19 protein-coding genes and 1 riboswitch are annotated in these 17,052 nt (G+C 65.5%); of the genes, 17 read left to right on the forward strand and 2 right to left on the reverse strand.

The genetic code is table 11. The annotated features are described in order from the left end of the window. The first annotated feature begins 67 nt into the window (after window positions 1-67). The 11 genes from AMA01_RS04365 to AMA01_RS04415 all read left to right on the forward strand — a co-directional run bounded on the left by AMA01_RS04365 (window position 68) and on the right by AMA01_RS04415 (window position 8,267). On the forward strand, window positions 68-1,180 hold the full coding sequence (locus tag AMA01_RS04365; protein ID WP_067847888.1) for an ATP phosphoribosyltransferase regulatory subunit: 1,113 nt from the start codon (window positions 68-70) through the stop codon (window positions 1,178-1,180). Next, a complete protein-coding gene (gene hisG / locus AMA01_RS04370; protein WP_067847891.1) occupies window positions 1,174-1,815 on the forward strand; it encodes an ATP phosphoribosyltransferase in 642 nt (213 codons plus the stop codon). Before AMA01_RS04365 ends, hisG begins: the two co-directional genes overlap by 7 nt. Next, entirely contained in the window at window positions 1,805-3,085 is a 1,281-nt protein-coding gene (gene hisD, locus AMA01_RS04375) for a histidinol dehydrogenase (RefSeq protein WP_067847894.1), read from the forward strand. Before hisG ends, hisD begins: the two co-directional genes overlap by 11 nt. Further along, a complete protein-coding gene (gene hisB / locus AMA01_RS04380; RefSeq protein WP_067847897.1) occupies window positions 3,082-3,687 on the forward strand; it encodes an imidazoleglycerol-phosphate dehydratase HisB in 606 nt (201 codons plus the stop codon). The genes hisD and hisB overlap by 4 nt, the downstream gene beginning before the upstream one ends. Next, the gene (gene hisH, locus AMA01_RS04385; RefSeq protein ID WP_067847904.1) at window positions 3,684-4,346 is read left to right on the forward strand and encodes an imidazole glycerol phosphate synthase subunit HisH; all 663 of its coding nucleotides are present in this window, start codon (window positions 3,684-3,686) and stop codon (window positions 4,344-4,346) included. Before hisB ends, hisH begins: the two co-directional genes overlap by 4 nt. Beyond that, complete coding sequence (locus AMA01_RS04390) at window positions 4,343-5,101, forward strand: 1-(5-phosphoribosyl)-5-[(5-phosphoribosylamino)methylideneamino]imidazole-4-carboxamide isomerase (protein ID WP_067847910.1); 759 nt, start codon at window positions 4,343-4,345, stop codon at window positions 5,099-5,101. Before hisH ends, AMA01_RS04390 begins: the two co-directional genes overlap by 4 nt. Beyond that, window positions 5,095-5,865: an imidazole glycerol phosphate synthase subunit HisF gene (gene hisF / locus AMA01_RS04395; RefSeq protein ID WP_067847915.1), complete on the forward strand. Its 771-nt coding sequence runs from the start codon at window positions 5,095-5,097 to the stop codon at window positions 5,863-5,865. Before AMA01_RS04390 ends, hisF begins: the two co-directional genes overlap by 7 nt. Further along, on the forward strand, window positions 5,853-6,617 hold the full coding sequence (hisIE, locus tag AMA01_RS04400; protein WP_067847920.1) for a bifunctional phosphoribosyl-AMP cyclohydrolase/phosphoribosyl-ATP diphosphatase HisIE: 765 nt from the start codon (window positions 5,853-5,855) through the stop codon (window positions 6,615-6,617). Before hisF ends, hisIE begins: the two co-directional genes overlap by 13 nt. 91 nt (window positions 6,618-6,708) lie before the next feature. Then, entirely contained in the window at window positions 6,709-6,948 is a 240-nt protein-coding gene (locus tag AMA01_RS04405; protein WP_067847925.1) for a hypothetical protein, read from the forward strand. A gap of 79 nt (window positions 6,949-7,027) precedes the next feature. Further along, window positions 7,028-7,945, forward strand: coding sequence for a DMT family transporter (locus AMA01_RS04410; RefSeq protein WP_067847931.1), 918 nt, complete (start codon window positions 7,028-7,030; stop codon window positions 7,943-7,945). Between the two features lie 61 nt (window positions 7,946-8,006). Continuing rightward, window positions 8,007-8,267 carry a hypothetical protein gene (locus AMA01_RS04415; protein WP_067847937.1) on the forward strand — a complete coding sequence of 87 codons (261 nt, stop codon included), beginning with the start codon at window positions 8,007-8,009 and terminating at the stop codon, window positions 8,265-8,267. Window positions 8,268-8,307: 40 nt separating this feature from the next. On the opposite strand, the gene AMA01_RS04420 is transcribed toward AMA01_RS04415, so the two are convergent. After that, window positions 8,308-9,339, reverse strand: a complete 1,032-nt coding sequence (locus tag AMA01_RS04420) for a zinc-binding alcohol dehydrogenase family protein (RefSeq protein WP_067847940.1) — start codon at window positions 9,337-9,339, stop codon at window positions 8,308-8,310. Between the two features lie 169 nt (window positions 9,340-9,508). Here AMA01_RS04420 and AMA01_RS04425 point away from each other — a divergent pair, with 169 nt between their 5' ends. The 5 genes from AMA01_RS04425 (at window position 9,509) to ribH (ending at window position 14,646) form a co-directional block, all read left to right on the forward strand. Continuing rightward, window positions 9,509-10,891 (forward strand): APC family permease, encoded by a 1,383-nt coding sequence (locus tag AMA01_RS04425; RefSeq protein ID WP_067847943.1) that lies wholly within the window; start codon window positions 9,509-9,511, stop codon window positions 10,889-10,891. Window positions 10,892-10,907: 16 nt separating this feature from the next. Continuing rightward, window positions 10,908-11,054, forward strand: a riboswitch (FMN riboswitch). Between the two features lie 108 nt (window positions 11,055-11,162). Then, window positions 11,163-12,278, forward strand: a complete 1,116-nt coding sequence (ribD, locus tag AMA01_RS04430) for a bifunctional diaminohydroxyphosphoribosylaminopyrimidine deaminase/5-amino-6-(5-phosphoribosylamino)uracil reductase RibD (RefSeq protein WP_067847946.1) — start codon at window positions 11,163-11,165, stop codon at window positions 12,276-12,278. A 2-nt stretch (window positions 12,279-12,280) separates the two neighbouring features. Beyond that, window positions 12,281-12,934, forward strand: a complete 654-nt coding sequence (locus tag AMA01_RS04435) for a riboflavin synthase (protein ID WP_067847949.1) — start codon at window positions 12,281-12,283, stop codon at window positions 12,932-12,934. A gap of 15 nt (window positions 12,935-12,949) precedes the next feature. Beyond that, the gene (locus AMA01_RS04440; protein WP_067847951.1) at window positions 12,950-14,140 is read left to right on the forward strand and encodes a bifunctional 3,4-dihydroxy-2-butanone-4-phosphate synthase/GTP cyclohydrolase II; all 1,191 of its coding nucleotides are present in this window, start codon (window positions 12,950-12,952) and stop codon (window positions 14,138-14,140) included. A gap of 38 nt (window positions 14,141-14,178) precedes the next feature. Then, the gene (ribH, locus tag AMA01_RS04445) at window positions 14,179-14,646 is read left to right on the forward strand and encodes a 6,7-dimethyl-8-ribityllumazine synthase (RefSeq protein WP_067847953.1); all 468 of its coding nucleotides are present in this window, start codon (window positions 14,179-14,181) and stop codon (window positions 14,644-14,646) included. Window positions 14,647-14,803: 157 nt separating this feature from the next. On the opposite strand, the gene AMA01_RS14190 is transcribed toward ribH, so the two are convergent. Next, window positions 14,804-15,163 carry a cold-shock protein gene (locus AMA01_RS14190; protein ID WP_067847957.1) on the reverse strand — a complete coding sequence of 120 codons (360 nt, stop codon included), beginning with the start codon at window positions 15,161-15,163 and terminating at the stop codon, window positions 14,804-14,806. 313 nt (window positions 15,164-15,476) lie between these two features. Between AMA01_RS14190 and AMA01_RS04455 the strand changes: the two genes are divergently transcribed. After that, a complete protein-coding gene (locus AMA01_RS04455) occupies window positions 15,477-16,697 on the forward strand; it encodes an IS110 family transposase (protein ID WP_067847961.1) in 1,221 nt (406 codons plus the stop codon). Window positions 16,698-17,052: the final 355 nt, after the last annotated feature.

A 17,052-nucleotide genomic window follows, 5' to 3' on the forward strand; every position in this document is an offset into this window, starting at 1 on the left:
GCTTTAGCATATTAGCGAAGTAAAGAGCGCCGAGTCGGCGCGGAGAAGGCGTGGAGGAGAACGACGCATGAATGACGCGAGAAGCGCGTGGGGCGCTCGGGCGTGGGGGGCGGTGCGCGGGTTTGCGGACCGGCCTCCGGGGATGCAGGACGGGTATCCGGATTTCGCCAAGCGCCGCAGGGCGGTCGAAACGCGCCTGCTCTCGTTTGTCGAGGACGCAGGGTATGAGTCCGTCACGAGCGGGCTGTTTGAATACGTGGACACACTTTTGCGGGCGAGATCGCCCGAGTCGAGCCGCGACTGGATCCGGCTGTTCGACGGGGGCGGGCACGCCGTGGCGCTTCGCCCGGAGATGACGCCGTCCATCGCGCGCATGGCGGCGCCACGCGTGGCTGCGGGGCGAACGCCGATTCGCTGGTGTTACTGCGAGCGGGTGTATCGCCGCACGGACGATCCGGCCTCGCTCTCCTGGGCGAGCGGCAAAGCTGCGGAGTCGACGCAGGTCGGGATCGAGCGCATCGGCGAGGAGGCGAGCGTCGATGTGGACATGGACGTGCTGCGCCTGTTGCACGAGGCGAGCGCTGCGGCCGGCGTGAGGCGCCACCGCATCGTGGTGAGCCACGCGCGACTGGTGCCGCGCTTGCTCGAGGCGCTGGGCATCTCCGCATCGCGCGCGCGCGCGTTCCTCGCGTGCTTGACGAGTGGAAATTACGTCCAGTTCCGCGAGCTGTGGCAGACGCACGCCGCGAAGGATAGGGATCTCCTCTCGAGCCTGCTCGCGTGGTCTCCCGCTGAGCGCGACGCCGGGAAGCGAATCCGCGAGGCGTCGCAAGGTGAGCTTGAGGCGCTGCTCCGAGACGCCGTCGATCCGCGCGCGGCCGAGGACGTGCGGGACGCGTGGCGGTATCTCTGCCGCCTCGCCGATGCGCTTCACGACTCGGGCCTCGCCTCGGACGTGGTGACGTTCGATCTCGCCCTCCACCGCGAGCTCGACTACTACACGGGTCTCGTCTTCGAGATGTTCGCGCCGGGCGTCGGCGCGCCCATCGCGCAGGGCGGGCGGTACGATGAACTTTTGGCCCAATTCGGGGCTGGCGCGCCCGCCGTCGGCTTCGCGTTCGAGGTGGAGCGCGTCATGGCGGTGCTCGAGGCGCAGGAGGAGGGTGAAGCCGGATGTTGACCGTGGCGATGGCCAAGGGGCGCACGCTGGACGACGTGGTGCCGCTCTGGGAAGAGGCCGGCATCTCGTATCCGCGCGACTGGGACGAGAGCCGCGCCCTCGTGTTCGAGATCCCTTGGCAAGACTGGACCCTGCGCTACCTCCTCGCCAAGCCCGCCGACGTGCCCACGTACGTCGCGTACGGCGTGGCCGATCTCGGCATTGTCGGAAACGACATCCTGCTCGAGCAGGAGCGGGAGATGTACGAGTTGCTCGATCTCGGCGTCGCGCGCTGCAAGCTGTGCGTCGCGGGGCGCGAGGAGGAGCGCCGGCACGCGCCGCGGCGCGTGGCGACCAAATACCCGAAGCTCGCGGACCGGTACTTTCGCAGCCAGGGGCACCAGGTGGAAATTGTGCCGCTCGCGGGGTCCATCGAGCTCGCGAGCGTGATTGGCCTGACGGATCGCATCTTCGATCTCGTCCAGACCGGCGAAACGCTCCGGGCCAACGGGCTCGTCGTCTTCGACGAGGTGCTCGACATCTCCGCGAGGCTCGTGGCCAACCGATCCAGCTACCGGATGAAACACCGAGAAATCTCGGCCTGCCTGGAGCGCCTCGAGGCGGCCGTCGCGAGGAGGAACGCGTATGCGCCTTGACCGGGTCGACGTGATCGAACAGGCTTCGTTTGACTGGCGGCGAACGACCGGCCGCGACGCGGACGTGTGGGGGAACGTCGCGCGCATCGTCGAGGAGGTGCGCCTGGGCGGCGACGGCGCGCTGCGGCGGCTGACGAGGGCGTTGGACGGCGTGGACGCGCCCTTGCGCGTGCCGCAGGAGGCGATGGAGGCCGCGTTTCGCGCGCTTCGCGCCGAGGTGCGGGAGGCGCTCGCGCGCGCGGCGGAGCGCATCCGCCGCTTTCACGAGGCACAGCTGCCGGACGACATCGTCATCCGGGGCGAGGACGGCGAGACGCTCGAGATGCTGTGGCGACCGCTCCACCGCGTCGGCGTGTACGCGCCTGGGGGCCGAGCGGCCTACCCATCGACCGTGCTGATGGACGTCATCCCCGCGCAGGTGGCGGGCGTCCGCTCCATCGCCCTCGTGTCGCCGCCGGGGCCGGACGGCCTGCCTCACCCGGCGGTCCTCGCCGCGGCGCACCTCGTCGGCGTCGAGGAGATGTACGCGGTGGGCGGGGCGCAGGCCGTGGCGGCGCTCGCATACGGCACCGAGACCATCGCCAGAGTGGACAAGATCGTCGGGCCCGGCAACGTGTACGTGGCGACGGCGAAGCGGATGGTGATGGGCGACGTCGGGATCGACAGCATCGCCGGGCCGACCGAGGTGGTGGTGGTGGCGGACGAGACGGCGAACCCGGCGTATGTGGCGGCGGATCTGCTCGCCCAGGCGGAGCACGACGTGGAGGCGGGGGCCGTGTGCCTGAGCCCGTCTCGCGCGCTGCTCGAGCGGGTGCACGCCGAGATCGTGCGGCAGCTGGCGGCGTTGCCGAGGGTGGACATCGCGCGCGCGGCGCTGGAGCGCCACGGGGCACTCGTCTGCGTGAAAAGTCTTCAGGATGCGGTCGATCTCGTCAACGACATGGCGCCGGAGCACGTGGAAGTGATGACGGAGGACCCGCGGCGCGTGCTGGACGGGCTTCGCACCGCGGGGGCGGTGTTTCTCGGCCCCTACACGCCGGAACCGGTGGGCGACTACTTCGCCGGGACCAATCACGTGCTGCCGACGCACGGCAGCGCGCGGTTCTCGAGCGGGCTCGGGACGCTCGATTTCATGCGCCGGATGACGGCCGCCACCTACACGGCGGAGACGCTCGCTCGCCACGCGCGCTACATCGAGGTGCTGGCGGAGGCCGAATCGCTCACCGCGCATCGGGACGCGGTGCGCATCCGCAGGGAGGAGTTGCGATGAGTTCGAGCATGGAACGCCCCACCTTTTCCGCGGCCATCGAGCGCGAGACCGGCGAGACGTCGGTTCGCCTTTCGCTCAACCTGCACGGTCAGGGCCGCGCATTGATGGACTTCCCTGTCCCCTTTTTGCGCCACATGCTGCATTTGTTTACGGTGCACGGGTCTTTCGATCTCACCGTCTCGGCGACCGGCGATGTGGACGTGGATGATCATCACCTCGTCGAGGACATCGGGCTGTGCTTGGGCCGCGCCATCCGCGAGGCGCTCGGCAACAAGGCGGGCATCCGCCGCTACGGCGAGCGCCACGTGCCCATGGACGAGACGCTCGCTCGGGCCGTGATCGACCTGTCCGGCCGGCCGGCGTTCGTCCTGTACGCCGGGTTCACGGACGCGCGCATCGGCACGTTTCCGACCGAGCTGGTGCACGAGTTCTTCAAGTCGGTGGCGAACGAGGCCCGGATGGCGCTGCACCTCGCTGTCCTGTACGGCGAGAACAACCACCACATGGCGGAAGCCTTGTTCAAGGCGTTCGGCCAGGCGCTGCGCGAGGCGGTCGAGGTGACGGAAGGCGGCGTGCGAAGCAGCAAGGGGGTGCTGGAATGATCATCGTGCTCGATCCCGGCATTGGCAACCTTCACAGCGTGCTTGGGGGGCTTCGCCGCGTGGGCACCGAGGGCCGCGTGGTGGCGTCGCGCGGCGAATGGGAGGCGGCGATGGGCGAAGAACGTGCGGTGCAGGGCGTCATCCTGCCCGGCGTGGGGGCGTTCGGCGATGCCATCAGCCAGATGCGCCTCCGGGGCCTGTGCGACGTGGTGCGAGACGCCGTGGCGCGGTCCATCCCGCTGCTTGGCATCTGCCTCGGCATGCAGCTTCTCTTCACAAGTTCGGAAGAGCACGGCGTCTTCCGCGGGTTGGATCTCGTGCCCGGCCACGTGGTCCGATTTCCGGGTGGCGCCAAGGTGCCCCATATGGGGTGGAACAGCCTCAAGGTGCGCGCGCCCCATCACCCGCTTCTGCGCGACGTGCGGGAGGGGGATTACGTGTACTTCGTGCACTCCTACTACGCCGTCGCCGAGCGAGGCGAGGACGTGATCGCGAGCACGCCATACGCCGGCGTGGAGGTGCCCGCGGTGGTGGCGCGCGGCGGCGTGATGGGCGCGCAGTTTCACCCGGAGAAGAGCGGCTCGGTGGGCGAGCGCATCCTCGCGAACTTCGTGCGCATTGCGGCATATCCGGCGTTGCTCGAGGGGGTGCGCCCATGAGCGGGCTAGGGTTCACGGTCTACCCGGCCATCGACATCCTGGGTGGTGAAGTGGTTCGCCTGCGCCAGGGCGACTACCAGCAGGTCACGCGCTACGAGGGTCACCCGGCAGAGGTCGCCGGGCGCCTGTGCGACGCGGGCGCTCGCTTCTTGCACGTGGTCGATCTCGACGCCGCCCGCTCCGGCCAAAGTGAGAACGAGCGGGCGGTGCGCGCCATTGTTGGGACGGCCGCGTCCTACGGCGCGGAGGTGCAGGTGGGCGGCGGCATTCGCACGCGGGAAGCCATCGCCCGATGGCTGGAGGCGGGCGTGGCACGCGTCGTCATCGGCACCGCGGTGCGACATGTCGAGGTTGTGGCGGAGTGGGCGCAGGAGTTCGGCGGCCATCGGCTCGTCGCAGGGCTTGACGGCCGCAAAGGGCGCCTCGCGGTGTCCGGCTGGCTGGAAGAGACCGAGTGGTCCATCTTCGATCTCGCCCGCGAGCTCGCCAAAGTCGGCCTCGTCCAGGCACTCGTGACCGACGTCGAGCGCGATGGCACCGGCGAAGGCCCGAATCTGGATCTGGCGATTGGCGTGCAGCAGTCGGGGCTTTTTGCCATCGCCTCGGGGGGCATCGGTTCCATCGACGACGTCGTGGCCGCGCGCCGGGCGGGCCTCGCTGGCGCCGTGATCGGCAAGGCGCTGCACGATGGCCGCATCCATCTCGGCGAACTGTTTCAACGCCTCGCGCAGGAAGAGGAGGGAGGCGCGTGCTGACCAAGCGCATCATTCCGTGTTTCGACGTGCTCGACGGCCGCGTGGTGAAGCACGTGAGCTTCTTGGAGAACCGAAGGGACGCGGGCGATCCGGTGGAGTTGGCGGAGGCGTACTGCCGCGAAGGCGCAGACGAGCTCGTGCTGCTCGACATCTCCGCGTCCAGCGAGGGACGCCTCGCCATGCTGCGGGTGGTGGAGCAGGTGGCCGCGCGCGTCAATGTGCCGCTCACCGTGGGCGGCGGCGTGTCCACCGTCGAGGACGTGCGACGACTGCTCCTCTCGGGCGCGGACAAGGTATCGATGAACACGGGGGCGTTCCGAAACCATCGGCTCATCGAGGAGTCCGCGTGGCGGTTTGGCGAACAGTGCGTCGTCGTGGCCATCGACGCGCGCTGGAGCGAGCCTCTCGGCCGCTACGAGGTCATGCTGCAGGGCGGCAAGGTGGGCACCGGCACCGACGCGGTGGAGTGGGCCAAGCGCGCGGCGCAACTTGGCGCGGGCGAAATTCTTTTGACCAGCTTTCGGCAGGATGGCACCAAGTCGGGCTACGATCTCGACTTGACCCGCCGCGTGGCAGACGCGGTCCGCGTGCCGGTCATCGCGAGCGGCGGGGCCGGATCGATGGAACATTTCGCCGAGGTGCTGACGGAAGGCGGCGCGGACGCGGCGCTCGCCGCGAGCGTGTTTCACTTTGGGGAGATTGCCATTCCGACGTTGAAGCAGTATCTGCGCGACAGGGGGGTGCCGGTGCGGTGGCCGCTGTGAAGGGAGAGGTGGAACTCGCGCGCGTCCGCTATGACGCGGCCACGGGCCTCGTGCCTGTGGTGGCCCAGGACGCCGAAACGGGTGACGTGTTGATGCTCGCCTACGCGGACCGCGAGGCGCTGAAGCGGACGCTTGCGACGGGCTACGCCTGGTATTACAGCCGATCCCGTCGGGCGTACTGGCGCAAGGGCGAGACGTCAGGCAACGTGCAGCGCGTGGTGGAGGTGCGGGTGGACTGCGACGGTGACGCCGTGCTGTACAGGGTGGTGCCCGAGGGACCCGCTTGCCACACGGGAGAGCAGGTGTGTTTTTATCGCCGCCTGGTGCCGGACGGGGTTTCGTCGGAGGCGTCGAAGGAGGGGGGCCTGAACCCCGAAGGCGCAGCGGTTCGCGCGGAAGAAGGCGATGCGCCCGCGGCGAGCGACGCGTCGGGCGATGTGCCCGGGAACGTGGCGTGGGATGAATCGGCGCTGGCGAGATTGTGGGGCGTGATCGACAGCCGCTACCGCGAGCGGCCGGATGGGAGCTACACCACGTACCTTTTCACACACGGCGCGGAGCGGATGGGCAAGAAGATTGGCGAAGAGGCGGTGGAGGTGGCGCTCGCGGGCCTGAAGGCCGAGCGCGACGCGACGGCGAAGGCCGAGGTGGCGTCCGAATCCGCGGATCTGTTGTATCACCTGCTTGTCCTGTGGCGCCACGTGGGCGTCCAGCCGTCCGAGGTGTGGCAGGTTCTCGAGAAGCGGGCGTAGGGCCCGCGAGAGGGCATGAGACGGGAGCCTGCAAATTGGCGGGCGCACCATTCCACCTTCATGCATTCGATACAGCATGGAGGTGGAAAAGATGGTGGTCATCCTACATCCGCTGGTCACGGGCAGCGCCGAGATCGTCGTGAACGCGGGGAGCAGCTCGGACGAAAGCGTCGTCATTGCCGATTACCTCGGGATGACGGTCGGGGATGTAATTCGCAAGCTGGAGCGGCACGGCTATCGACTGACGTTTGTCACGGATCACTACCTCGTGCTTGAGCGGCGGGGGCCATCCCTGCCACGCGCGCGAAAGAGGCCCACGATGTTCCGGTAGGTGTGAAATGCGGAAGACTTGGGGGCTTGAGTTGAGCCGGTCGCTCGGCGTAGATTAGCTACGGAGGGGGGCCGGCTCGTTGCGTATTCCGAAATGGGGATTGTTTGCACTGCTCATCTTTGCCAATCTGATTTGGTCCGCGAGCTTCACGGCGACGGGGCTTGCCGCCGAGAGCTTCTCGCCGCCGCTCATTGTGATGGCGCGCATGGTCATCGGCGGGCTCGTTCTCATGCCCTTTGTCGTACGCGACGTGCGCCTCGGGGTCTGGACGTGGAAGAAGGTGCTCCGCATCTCGCTCCTTGGCCTTCTCGGCTTCACGCTCCCGGTGACCATGGAGACGGAGGGCATTCGCGCGTCGTCGCCGGCGCTCGGCGCGGTGTCGATTGCGCTCGAGCCACTTCTGACGCTCGTGGTCTCGGCGCTCGCGTTTCGGACGCCGCTTGGCCCGCGCAGATGGTTCGCCATGATGTTGGCGGCGACAGGGGCCTGGGTGGTCGCGGGTTGCCCGAGGCCTGGGTTTGCGGGCTACCTTTTGGGAGATCTCCTCATGCTCGGCGCCGTCGCCTGTTACGCCATCTACAACGCCATTTCGGGGAGGCTGACGGCCGACGTCTCCGCGGCGAGCGCGACCTCCATCATGCTGTTGGCCGCAGGCATCGGCTGTATACCGGTGTACGCGTGGACGGGGCACGCCTGGCCGCACCACGTCACGCCGGTGAGCCTTTGGAGCCTCGTATTTCTCGCGTTTTTCGCGACGGCCGCGGCCTATTTGATCTGGATTTTCGTCCTGCAGGATCACGACGTGGCGAGCGCGGCCATCACGCTGTATCTGCAACCCGTGTTTGGCGTCCTGATTTCGGTTGTCGTCACTGGGGAACGGCCGTCTGCGCTGTTTTACGCTGGCGGCGCGATGATTCTCCTGGCGCTCTTCCTCGGTCAACACCGGGGGCAGGCGAAGACGGTCACCGCGTCGGAAATGGAGCGCGCGTCGATGTGACGGTGCTGCTCCATGTCACTGGTTTTCAAACCCTTCAGACGCGAGTAGAATAGAACCAAATTTGCGGGTTTCGTTGACCGATATGGACTACAACGGGCGGGTCTCGAGCATGTCGGACACCTTCACATCCATCGTCGTGACGGCGAGTTCGGTCGCCATCGGTTGGGCGGCGTCACACCTGTCAGTGGATACCGTCTATGTGACTTGGGGGCCCGTCACAGCCCTCATCGCGCTGGCGATTCTCGCGGTGCTTCGCCGATGGCTCCGCGGGCAATCCGCTATCCCATCCGCCGCCGCAGCAGACCCGCCTTCCGCGCCGTGAAAAGGAGCGAGCGCAAAGCCGCTCGCTCCCTGTGCCTTCTTCAGAATCCCGAGAGCACGATTTTGCCGATGGTCCTGCCGGACTCGAGCTTCGCATGTGCCTTCCGCAGATTCTCCGCATTGATGGGCGACAGGTGTTCCGTCATGGTGCTTTGAATCTCGCCAGCATCGACGAGATCGGCCACTCGATTCAGAATGTCGCGCTGCCTGGCCATGTCCGCCGTCTGGTACCGCGGCCGCGTGAACATCAGTTCCCACGCGAACGTCACGCTCTTGCCAAACAGGAGTTCCAGATTGAGCAGCGTGCTCGTCTCCACGATGGAGCAGATCTTGCCCTGCGGCGCAATGACGTCCGCCATCTGCTCCCAGTGCTTGTCGGTGGCGTTGAGGCACAGGATGGCGTCGACGTCGCGGAAGCCAAGCGCCTCGATCTGTGGCCGGAAGGGGCGCGTGTGATCGAGGATGTGGTCCGCGCCGTGTTGCAAGGCCCATTCCTTGGTCTCCGGCCTGGACGCCGTCCCGATGACCGTGAATCCGGCGCGCTTGGCCAACTGGGTCGCGATGGAGCCCACGCCGCCAGCCGCGCCGATGATGAGCAGCGACGTGCCGCGATTCGCGCCGGGATCGAGCGAGAACCCGAGTCGATCCTCCAGCGCTTCCCAGGCCGTCAAGCTCGTCAGCGGCAGTGCGGCGGCTTCAGCGAAGGAGAGCGCCTTCGGCTTGCGGCCCACGATGCGCTCGTCGACGAGGTGGTACTCCGCGTTCGTGCCTTGCCGCACGTTGCTGCCGGCGTAAAACACCTCGTCGCCTGGCTTGTACCACTGGCACTCCGGCCCCGTTTCGACGACAATTCCAGCGGCGTCAAAGCCGAGGATTTTGGGCGTGGATTCCACCCTGTCTTTTGGCGCGCGGATCTTTGTATCGACGGGATTGACGGACACGGCCCGGATCTGCACCAACAGATCGCGCCCTTGCGGGCGGGGGCGCTCCACCTCCACGTCCAGCTGGCTCTCCGGATCCGAGATGGGCAGGTATCGATACAGGCCCACCGCTTTCATCTTCGCCACAGGCATCGCCTCCTCGTGAACCAAGGTCAAGCGGATATTACTCACAAAGAATTATACACTTCCCTTTCGTTCAACGCAAAATCCCGCAAAATCGTCCGGTGATTCGGTATACTCGAACTACGAATTTGTTCAAGCGCGGCGCGTGTTTGCCCGCCGCTTCTGGGGAGGAGATGTCGTGGAGCGTTCGGAAGGTCAAGGATTTCGCCGTTCGCTCGGATTGCGCCAGGTGCTCTCCATCGCCGTGGCCGCCATTTCGCCCACCACGTCCGTGTTTCTGGTCTACAACACGGCCCTGTTTCAGGCTGGCACGGGCGTGTTCTGGGCCTTTCTCGTCGGCGCCTGCATCGCGCTGTCCATGGCGTTTTGCTACGCGGAACTCGGGTCCGCATATCCCGGTGCGGGCGGTGCGTACCGCATCGTGCAGCGCGTGCTGGGCGAGCCGTTTGGCTTCATCGCCGTCTTTCTCTTTCTCGTGCTCGGCGTCGTGATCACCGCGAGCATCCTCGTGTCCGCCGCCTCCTACCTGCACGCGCTCATCCCGGCGCTCCCGGTCAACTGGACGGCGGTCGCCATGATGGCCCTCGTCACCTGGCTTTCGCTGGAGCGCATCGGCGCAACGAGCGCCGTGGCGACGGCGATGCTCGTGCTGGAGCTCGTGGTCATCCTCGCGTTCACGGCGCTGGCGTTTGCGCACGCGCAGCATTCGCTCGCGTACCTCGGGCGCCTCACCTATCCCATCCGGGTCGATCACGCCCCGCAGTCCGTGAACGGGCAGGACCTCCTGGCCGCGGTGGTGCCGGCGCTGTTTGCGTTCAACGGCTACGATTGGCCGCTCTACTTCGCGGAAGAGACCGTCGAGACCCGTCGCGTCCTGCCCCGCGCCGTCCTTTTGGCTGCCATCATCAGCGTGGTGGTCGAGGTCCTCGCCGTGATGGCGGCGACGCTCGCGGTGCCGCAGACGTCGTTCACCGTCATCCCATCGTCCTACTTGCCACTCGTGTCCATCGCGCAGTCGGCCGCGGGCCAGGCCGGGGCCACCATCTTGCTCGTCGGCGTCGTGATCGCCATGTTTGACACCGGACTCACGGGCAATTTGGCCTACGCGCGCATCTATCTGGACGCCGCGCGGGACGGGAGTTGGCCAGGACCCGTCAACCGATTCTTCGCGAGCATGAATCGGCGCGGCGTGCCGAAGTGGGGATTTGTGTTGCTCGGCGTGGGCAACGCGCTGTTGTGTTACTTCACGTCTTTGAACAACCTCATCACCTTCACCGGCGTGATCATTGTCACCATCTACCTGCTCGTGGCGGTGTCGGCCATCGTGCACCGCGTGCGCCGCGGATCGGCCGAAGCGCCGTTTCGCATGCCGCTCTGGCCGCTGCCGCCTCTGATTGCGCTCTGCGGCGTGGGCTTGTCGCTCGTCGAACAGGCGCCTGGCGATCTCATCCGGACGGCCGTCCTCGTCGCCATCGCGCTCGTGTACGCGCTGGCCTATCTGCAGCGGCGCCGGGACTTGCGATCCGGCCGCGAATCGTCCATGATGAAAGACAACAACTGAATCCGGAACACAACGCGCAATCCTTCGGGGCAGGGTGAGGCCAAACGGCCAATTCCCGATCGGTGGTGATCCGAGCGCACGACTCGGTCAGTCCACGAGCCGCAAGGCACGAACTGGTGAGATTCCAGTACCGACGGTATAGTCCGGATGAAAGAAGGATGGCGGCGCGTTGGCGCACGTCGTGCGCTTGCGCAGCTTGCCGAGACTCTTTTGCCCATTCGCCCCTGATTGCCAGGGGCTTTTTTCATGGGCGGATATGGGGGGATGGCCGATGACCGAAGACGAGCGGTACATGCACATGGCGCTTGAGGTGGCGCGCCTTGGCGAAGGCCAGACGTCTCCAAACCCGATGGTCGGTGCCATCGTCGTGAACGGCGGACGGGTGGTGGGGCAAGGCGCACATCTGATGGCGAGCACGCCGCACGCGGAGGTGCACGCGCTACGCATGGCGGGGGAGGCGGCGCGAGGCGCGACGCTCTACGTCACGCTCGAGCCGTGCAATCACCACGGCAGGACCCCGCCCTGCACGGACGCCATCCTCGCCACAGGCGTTCGGCGCGTGGTGGTGGCCACGTTGGACGTGGATCCGCGAACCGCCGGGCTCGGCGTGAAGCGGCTGCAGGAGGCCGGGATCGAGGTGACGGTGGGCGTGCTCGAAGAAGAGGCGCGCGAACTGAATCGTCACTTTTTTCACCGGGTCACGACCGGTCGCCCGTACGTGGTGTACAAGGTGGCCATGACGCTAAGCGGCCACGTGGCCGCATCGAGTGGCCACAGCCAGTACGTGACCGGCCTCGCGGCGAGAGAGGACGTGCATCGGCTGCGGCAGGTCATTCCGGCCATCGGCGTCGGCGTCGGCACAGTCCTCGCGGACGATCCGGAGTTGACCGCGCGCGATCTCGCCACGGGGACAAGGCGAGATCGTCAGCCGCTTCGCGTGGTGTTCGACACGCGGCTTCGCACGCCGCTAACCGCGCGCCTGCTGGCGGCGCCCGGGCGCACGCTTCTCCTCACGTCGGAGCGCATGGCGTCGTCGCCTGCCGCGAGGCGCCTCGCGGAACAGGGCGACGTCCGCATCGCGCCGGTGGCCGAGCGGGACGGCCACCTGGATCTGCACGCGGCGCTTTTGGCCGTCGCGGCGGAAGGCGCGAATGCCCTTCTGATGGAGGGCGGGCCCACGCTCGCGTCGGCGCTTCTTCAGAGCCGGCTCATCGACGAGGTGCGCGTGTATGTGGCGCCCAAGCTCCTCGCCAGCGGGTTGCCCGCCTTCGCGGGCGCTTTCACCCAGTCGATGGCCGAGGCCGTTGAACTTCACAGCGTGAGGAGCGAATGGCTGGGTGACCATCTCGTCCTCACAGGGCGAGTTCACTATCGTGAGGAGGTGTGAGCATGTTCACCGGACTTGTGGAGGGAACTGCGCGCCTCGCGGCGGTGTCGCGCCACACGGGAGGGGCCACGTTTACGCTGGAGGCGCCGTTTCTCGTGGATGACCTGCACGTCGGTGACAGCGTCGCTGTGAACGGCGTCTGCCTCACGGCGGAGACGGTGGGCGGCGGCTTGTTCACGGCCACGGCGGTCCCCGAGACGCTGCGACGCACCAACCTCGTGGGACTTCAGCCCGGCGGTCGCGTGCACGTCGAGCGCGCCATGCGCGCCGACGCGCGGTTTGGAGGCCACATCGTGACGGGGCACATCGACGGGATTGGCCGCGTCTCGGACGTGTACCCGGACGGCGAGGCGCGCGTGCTTGTCATTCGCGTCGATCCGACCCTCGCGCGCTACATGGTGGACAAGGGATCCGTGGCCGTGGATGGCGTCAGCCTCACCATCATGCGCGCGGAAAAAGACAGGTTCTCGGTGTCCATCATCCCGCACACCCAGGCGGTCACGCGGTTTGGCGAGATCCGCGCCGGTGAGACGGTCAACATCGAGTGCGACGTGATCGCCAAGTACGTCGAGCGGCTCTTGACGTACCGCAGCGATGCGGGCGCCTCGGGCGGCATCGATGCGGCGTTTCTGGCGCGGCACGGGTTTTTGCGATAAAAGGGGGCGTGGAGCATGAACACCATCGAAGAGGCGCTCGAAGATTTGCGCCAGGGCCGCGTCGTCATTGTCGTGGACGACGAGGACCGCGAGAACGAGGGGGATTTCGTCGCGCTCGGCAGCTGTGCCACGCCGGACGTGGTGAATTTCATGATCACGCACGGCCGGGGACTTTTGTGCGTGCCTGTGTCCGAGGCGCGCGCCAGGCGGCTCGGCCTTGAGGCGATGTACGAGCGAAACACGGACAACTACGGTACCGCTTTCACGGTGTCGGTCGATCTCGCCACTACCTACACCGGCATCTCGGCCTTCGAGCGGGCCGAGACCATCGCGGCCATCGTGTCAGAGGACACGGGGCCGGACGACTTTCGCAAGCCGGGCCACGTGTTTCCGCTCGTCGCCAAGCCAGGCGGCGTGCTCCGCCGTGCGGGCCACACCGAGGCGGCGGTCGATCTCGCCCGCCTCTGCGGGGAGCCCGAGGTCGGCGTCATCTGCGAGATTCTGAACGAGGACGGCACCATGGCGCGCCTGCCGCAGCTCGAGCAGGTGGCGGAGCGCTTCGGCCTGAAGCTCATCACCATCGCGGATCTCATCGCGTACCGCAAGCGGGCGGAAAAGCTCGTGCGCCGGGCGGCCGAGGCGGAGCTGCCCACGGCGTATGGCCACTTTCGGGCCGTGGTGTACGAGAGCGAGATCGACGACAAGGAGCACATCGCGCTCGTCATGGGGGACGTCTCCGACGGCGAGCCGACGCTCGTGCGGGTGCACTCCGAGTGCCTCACGGGCGACGCGTTCGGATCCCTGCGCTGCGACTGCGGGCCTCAGCTTCACGCCGCGCTGCGCCAGATAGCGCGCGAAGGCAAGGGCGTCTTGTTGTATCTGCGCCAGGAAGGGCGCGGCATCGGCCTCTTGAACAAAATCCGGGCGTATGCGCTGCAAGATCAGGGTCTCGACACGGTGGAAGCCAACCACCGGCTCGGCTTCGCCGACGATCTGCGCGACTACGGGATCGGAGCGCAGATTTTGCGCGATCTCGGCATCCGCAAGATGCGCCTTTTGACGAACAACGTGCGCAAGATCAAAGGCATCGCGGGGCACGGGCTCGAAGTGGTGGAGCGCGTGCCGCTCGAGGTGGATCGGAATCCGTACAACGAGGCGTATCTGCGTACGAAGCGGGACAAGCTGGGGCATCTGCTGAACCTGTGAGAAGAGCGGGATGCCCGTTCGAGAGAGGAGCATGACACGTGCGCGTGTATGAGGGGAAATTCATCGGACAGGATTTGCGCATTGGCATTGTGGCGTCTCGGTTCAATGACTTCATCACGAGCAAGCTGGTGGAGGGCGCCTTGGACGCGCTCAGGCGCCACGGCGTGCCCGAGGAACAAGTGGAGATCGCCTGGGCGCCCGGCGCCTACGAGATTCCGGTGGTGGCCCGCTGGATGGCCGAATCCGGGCGCTACGACGCGGTGGTGGCCCTGGGCTGCGTGATCCGCGGCGCCACCGCGCACTTCGATTACGTCGCGGGTGAGGCGGCGCGGGGGATTGCGCAGGTCAGCCGCGACACGGGCGTTCCCGTGATGTTTGGCGTGTTGACCACGGACACCATCGAGCAGGCCATCGAGCGCGCCGGCACTAAGGCCGGCAACAAAGGCGCGGAGGCCGCGCTCGGGGCCATCGAGATGGCGAATTTGCGGCGGGCGTTGCGCGCCTAGGGCGGACGATGCCATCCGGGTGCGTTGCGTGCCGCGCTTCCGCGAGGGCGCTCGGCTGCTTCGCGAGCGCCCTCTTTGCAAGGCGTTGAGCCGTCTCCCGAGGGTCTGGGAAGCGCCGGCTCGCGCGTGCGGGGGCTGCTGCGCCATGGAGGACCCATCACGTCGGTGTGCCCGGCCCCTGGCCGTTCAACCTTACGCGCGCCACAATTCGCTGGGGATAGGGGCGAGGCGGCGGGCTTACGGCATCCTGAGTACGCCGCGATGGAGGCGGTGTTTCGCACGGGGAATCCTTCACGACGACGTTCCTCGCGCTTCGCCGCTGCTCCTCCGAATGAGGGTTGGTGACGAGATCGAACTCGACGCGTTGGCCCTTGCGCAAAAAGCGGTATCCGCGCGGGAATCGGTCGGGATGGGGGAGAATGGCGCTGAAGTGCACCCAGACGTCCTCACCGTCGTCCGCGCGAATCCAGCCGAAGTCCTCCTCGTCCCGCCATTCTTTCACGCTGCCTTCCACCATCGCTGACCTCCAATGTTCCCCATCCGCGGCCAACTTGGTGCTAGGAGAACTTGATACTTTAAGTTATCATAAGACATTCATGTCGAACTTCGACGCCACGGGAGCATGAAAATGAGGAGATATTGCGATACGATCGCGTCAGCAGCCGCCAGAGCTCGTTTGACGGTGGTGCATAAAGCCCGATCGTAAGACGGAGCCGGCGACCTTGAGAACCACGGTTTGTCGCTCCCCTATCGGATGCACGCACAGTAGAATTCTGAATTATCGGTCGCCACGCGGTTGCGATTGTTCGCTCGATGGAGGTGCCCGTGGAATGGAAGTCGTGCATGAACGTTGCTGCGGGCTGGATGTGCACAAAAAGAAGGTTGTTGCGTGTGTGCTCACTCCTGAAGGCAAAGAGATTCGCACATTCGGCACGATGACGGAAGATCTCCAAGCGATGTGCCAATGGATTCGCCAACACGGCTGCACACATGTGGCGATGGAGAGTACCGGCGTGTACTGGAAACCGATTTACAACCTCTTAGAGGACCAGGGGCTTGAAATTCTTGTCGTGAACGCACAGCACATCAAACAGGTACCCGGGCGTAAGACCGATGTCAAAGATGCGGAGTGGATCGCGCAGCTTCTGCAACATGGACTTCTGAAGGGCAGCTACATTCCCTCACGTGAACAACGAGAGTTGCGTGAGTTGATTCGATACCGGAAGTCGCTCATTCGCGAGCGTGCGAGTGAAGTGAACCGACTCCAAAAAGTCCTAGAAGGCGCGAACATCAAGCTAGCGTCGGTCGCCTCGAATGTTCTCGGTGTGAGCGGGCGCGCGATCTTGGAAGAACTCATAGCAGGAAATACGAACGAGCAGGACATGGCCGCGCTTGCAAAAGGCCGATTGCGGAACAAAACGAAAGAGCTTGAACAGGCGCTCAAAGGTATTGTGCGTCCTCATCAGCGGAAGTTGATGGCGATCCAACTCCAGCATATCGATGAACTGGATGAGTTAATCGAGGAAGTAAGCGCCGAGATTGAGAGGCGGATGCACCCTTTTGACGAAGACTTGGCGCGTCTAGAAGGTATTCCAGGGGTTGGGCGAAAGGCGGCAGAAATGATCGTGGCGGAGGTCGGGCTGGATATGAATCGATTTCCGACCGCAGCGCATTTAGCATCCTGGGCAGGACTGTGTCCCGGGAACCACGAGAGCGCGGGAAAACGATACAGTGGGAAAACTCGCAAAGGTAACGGATGGTTGCGAGAAACGATGGTCGAATGCGCACGCGCTGCTGCCCGAAGCAAAAACACCCGCCTGTCCGCCCGATATCACCGGATTGCTGCGCGTCGGGGAACGAAACGCGCAGCGGTTGCTCTGGCGCACACCCTGCTTATCATCGTATACCACTTGCTTAAACACAACGTGGCCTATCACGACCTGGGACCTGACTACTACGATCGACAGAACCGAGAAACGTTGATTCGACGCCACGTTCATCGGCTAAAGCAACTGGGAGTACAAGTCGTCATCACTGGAGAAGCCTCCTGAATCCGTATACATAAATAACCATTTAATCACTAGCGGAGAGAGGTGTCCTTTTTTCGCCCATTTTCACAGTAGAGTCTGAACTCATAGGCGCAACTTCAGTCCCGCGGACGCCGCAGCGGTGCTCGAGGAACAGATTTCGAGGGCGCGGATCGGTTTTGGGGCGAGGTGATCGCACGGGTCGAAGCTGGGGACGAGAGGCTTGCGGAGGAGCGGAAAGACCGCGTGCTCACTGTTTTGTAAGATACAAATCATACTTTCGACAAAAAGCTGCATTGAATATGCATCTTTTTTCTTCGGTAAGGGTCTACACTCAAGGTGTATCCGCTCATGAGGGAGGCAGGTCTATGCTGAGTGA

The sequence above is a fragment of the Alicyclobacillus mali NBRC 102425 genome, assembly GCF_001570745.1.
Lineage (GTDB): Bacteria > Bacillota > Bacilli > Alicyclobacillales > Alicyclobacillaceae > Alicyclobacillus > Alicyclobacillus mali.

Bases quoted from the DNA above. Each gene is read 5' to 3' on its own strand.
- AMA01_RS04365 (WP_067847888.1), top strand. From the start codon at position 68: ATGAATGACGCGAGAAGCGCGTGGGGCGCTCGGGCGTGGGGGGCGGTG.
- hisG (WP_067847891.1), top strand. From the start codon at position 1,174: ATGTTGACCGTGGCGATGGCCAAGGGGCGCACGCTGGACGACGTGGTG.
- hisD (WP_067847894.1), top strand. From the start codon at position 1,805: ATGCGCCTTGACCGGGTCGACGTGATCGAACAGGCTTCGTTTGACTGG.
- hisB (WP_067847897.1), top strand. From the start codon at position 3,082: ATGAGTTCGAGCATGGAACGCCCCACCTTTTCCGCGGCCATCGAGCGC.
- hisH (WP_067847904.1), top strand. From the start codon at position 3,684: ATGATCATCGTGCTCGATCCCGGCATTGGCAACCTTCACAGCGTGCTT.
- AMA01_RS04390 (WP_067847910.1), top strand. From the start codon at position 4,343: ATGAGCGGGCTAGGGTTCACGGTCTACCCGGCCATCGACATCCTGGGT.
- AMA01_RS04405 (WP_067847925.1), top strand. From the start codon at position 6,709: ATGGTGGTCATCCTACATCCGCTGGTCACGGGCAGCGCCGAGATCGTC.
- AMA01_RS04420 (WP_067847940.1), bottom strand. From the start codon at position 9,339: ATGCCTGTGGCGAAGATGAAAGCGGTGGGCCTGTATCGATACCTGCCC.
- ribD (WP_067847946.1), top strand. From the start codon at position 11,163: ATGACCGAAGACGAGCGGTACATGCACATGGCGCTTGAGGTGGCGCGC.
- AMA01_RS04435 (WP_067847949.1), top strand. From the start codon at position 12,281: ATGTTCACCGGACTTGTGGAGGGAACTGCGCGCCTCGCGGCGGTGTCG.
- AMA01_RS04440 (WP_067847951.1), top strand. From the start codon at position 12,950: ATGAACACCATCGAAGAGGCGCTCGAAGATTTGCGCCAGGGCCGCGTC.
- AMA01_RS14190 (WP_067847957.1), bottom strand. From the start codon at position 15,163: ATGGTGGAAGGCAGCGTGAAAGAATGGCGGGACGAGGAGGACTTCGGC.
- AMA01_RS04455 (WP_067847961.1), top strand. From the start codon at position 15,477: ATGGAAGTCGTGCATGAACGTTGCTGCGGGCTGGATGTGCACAAAAAG.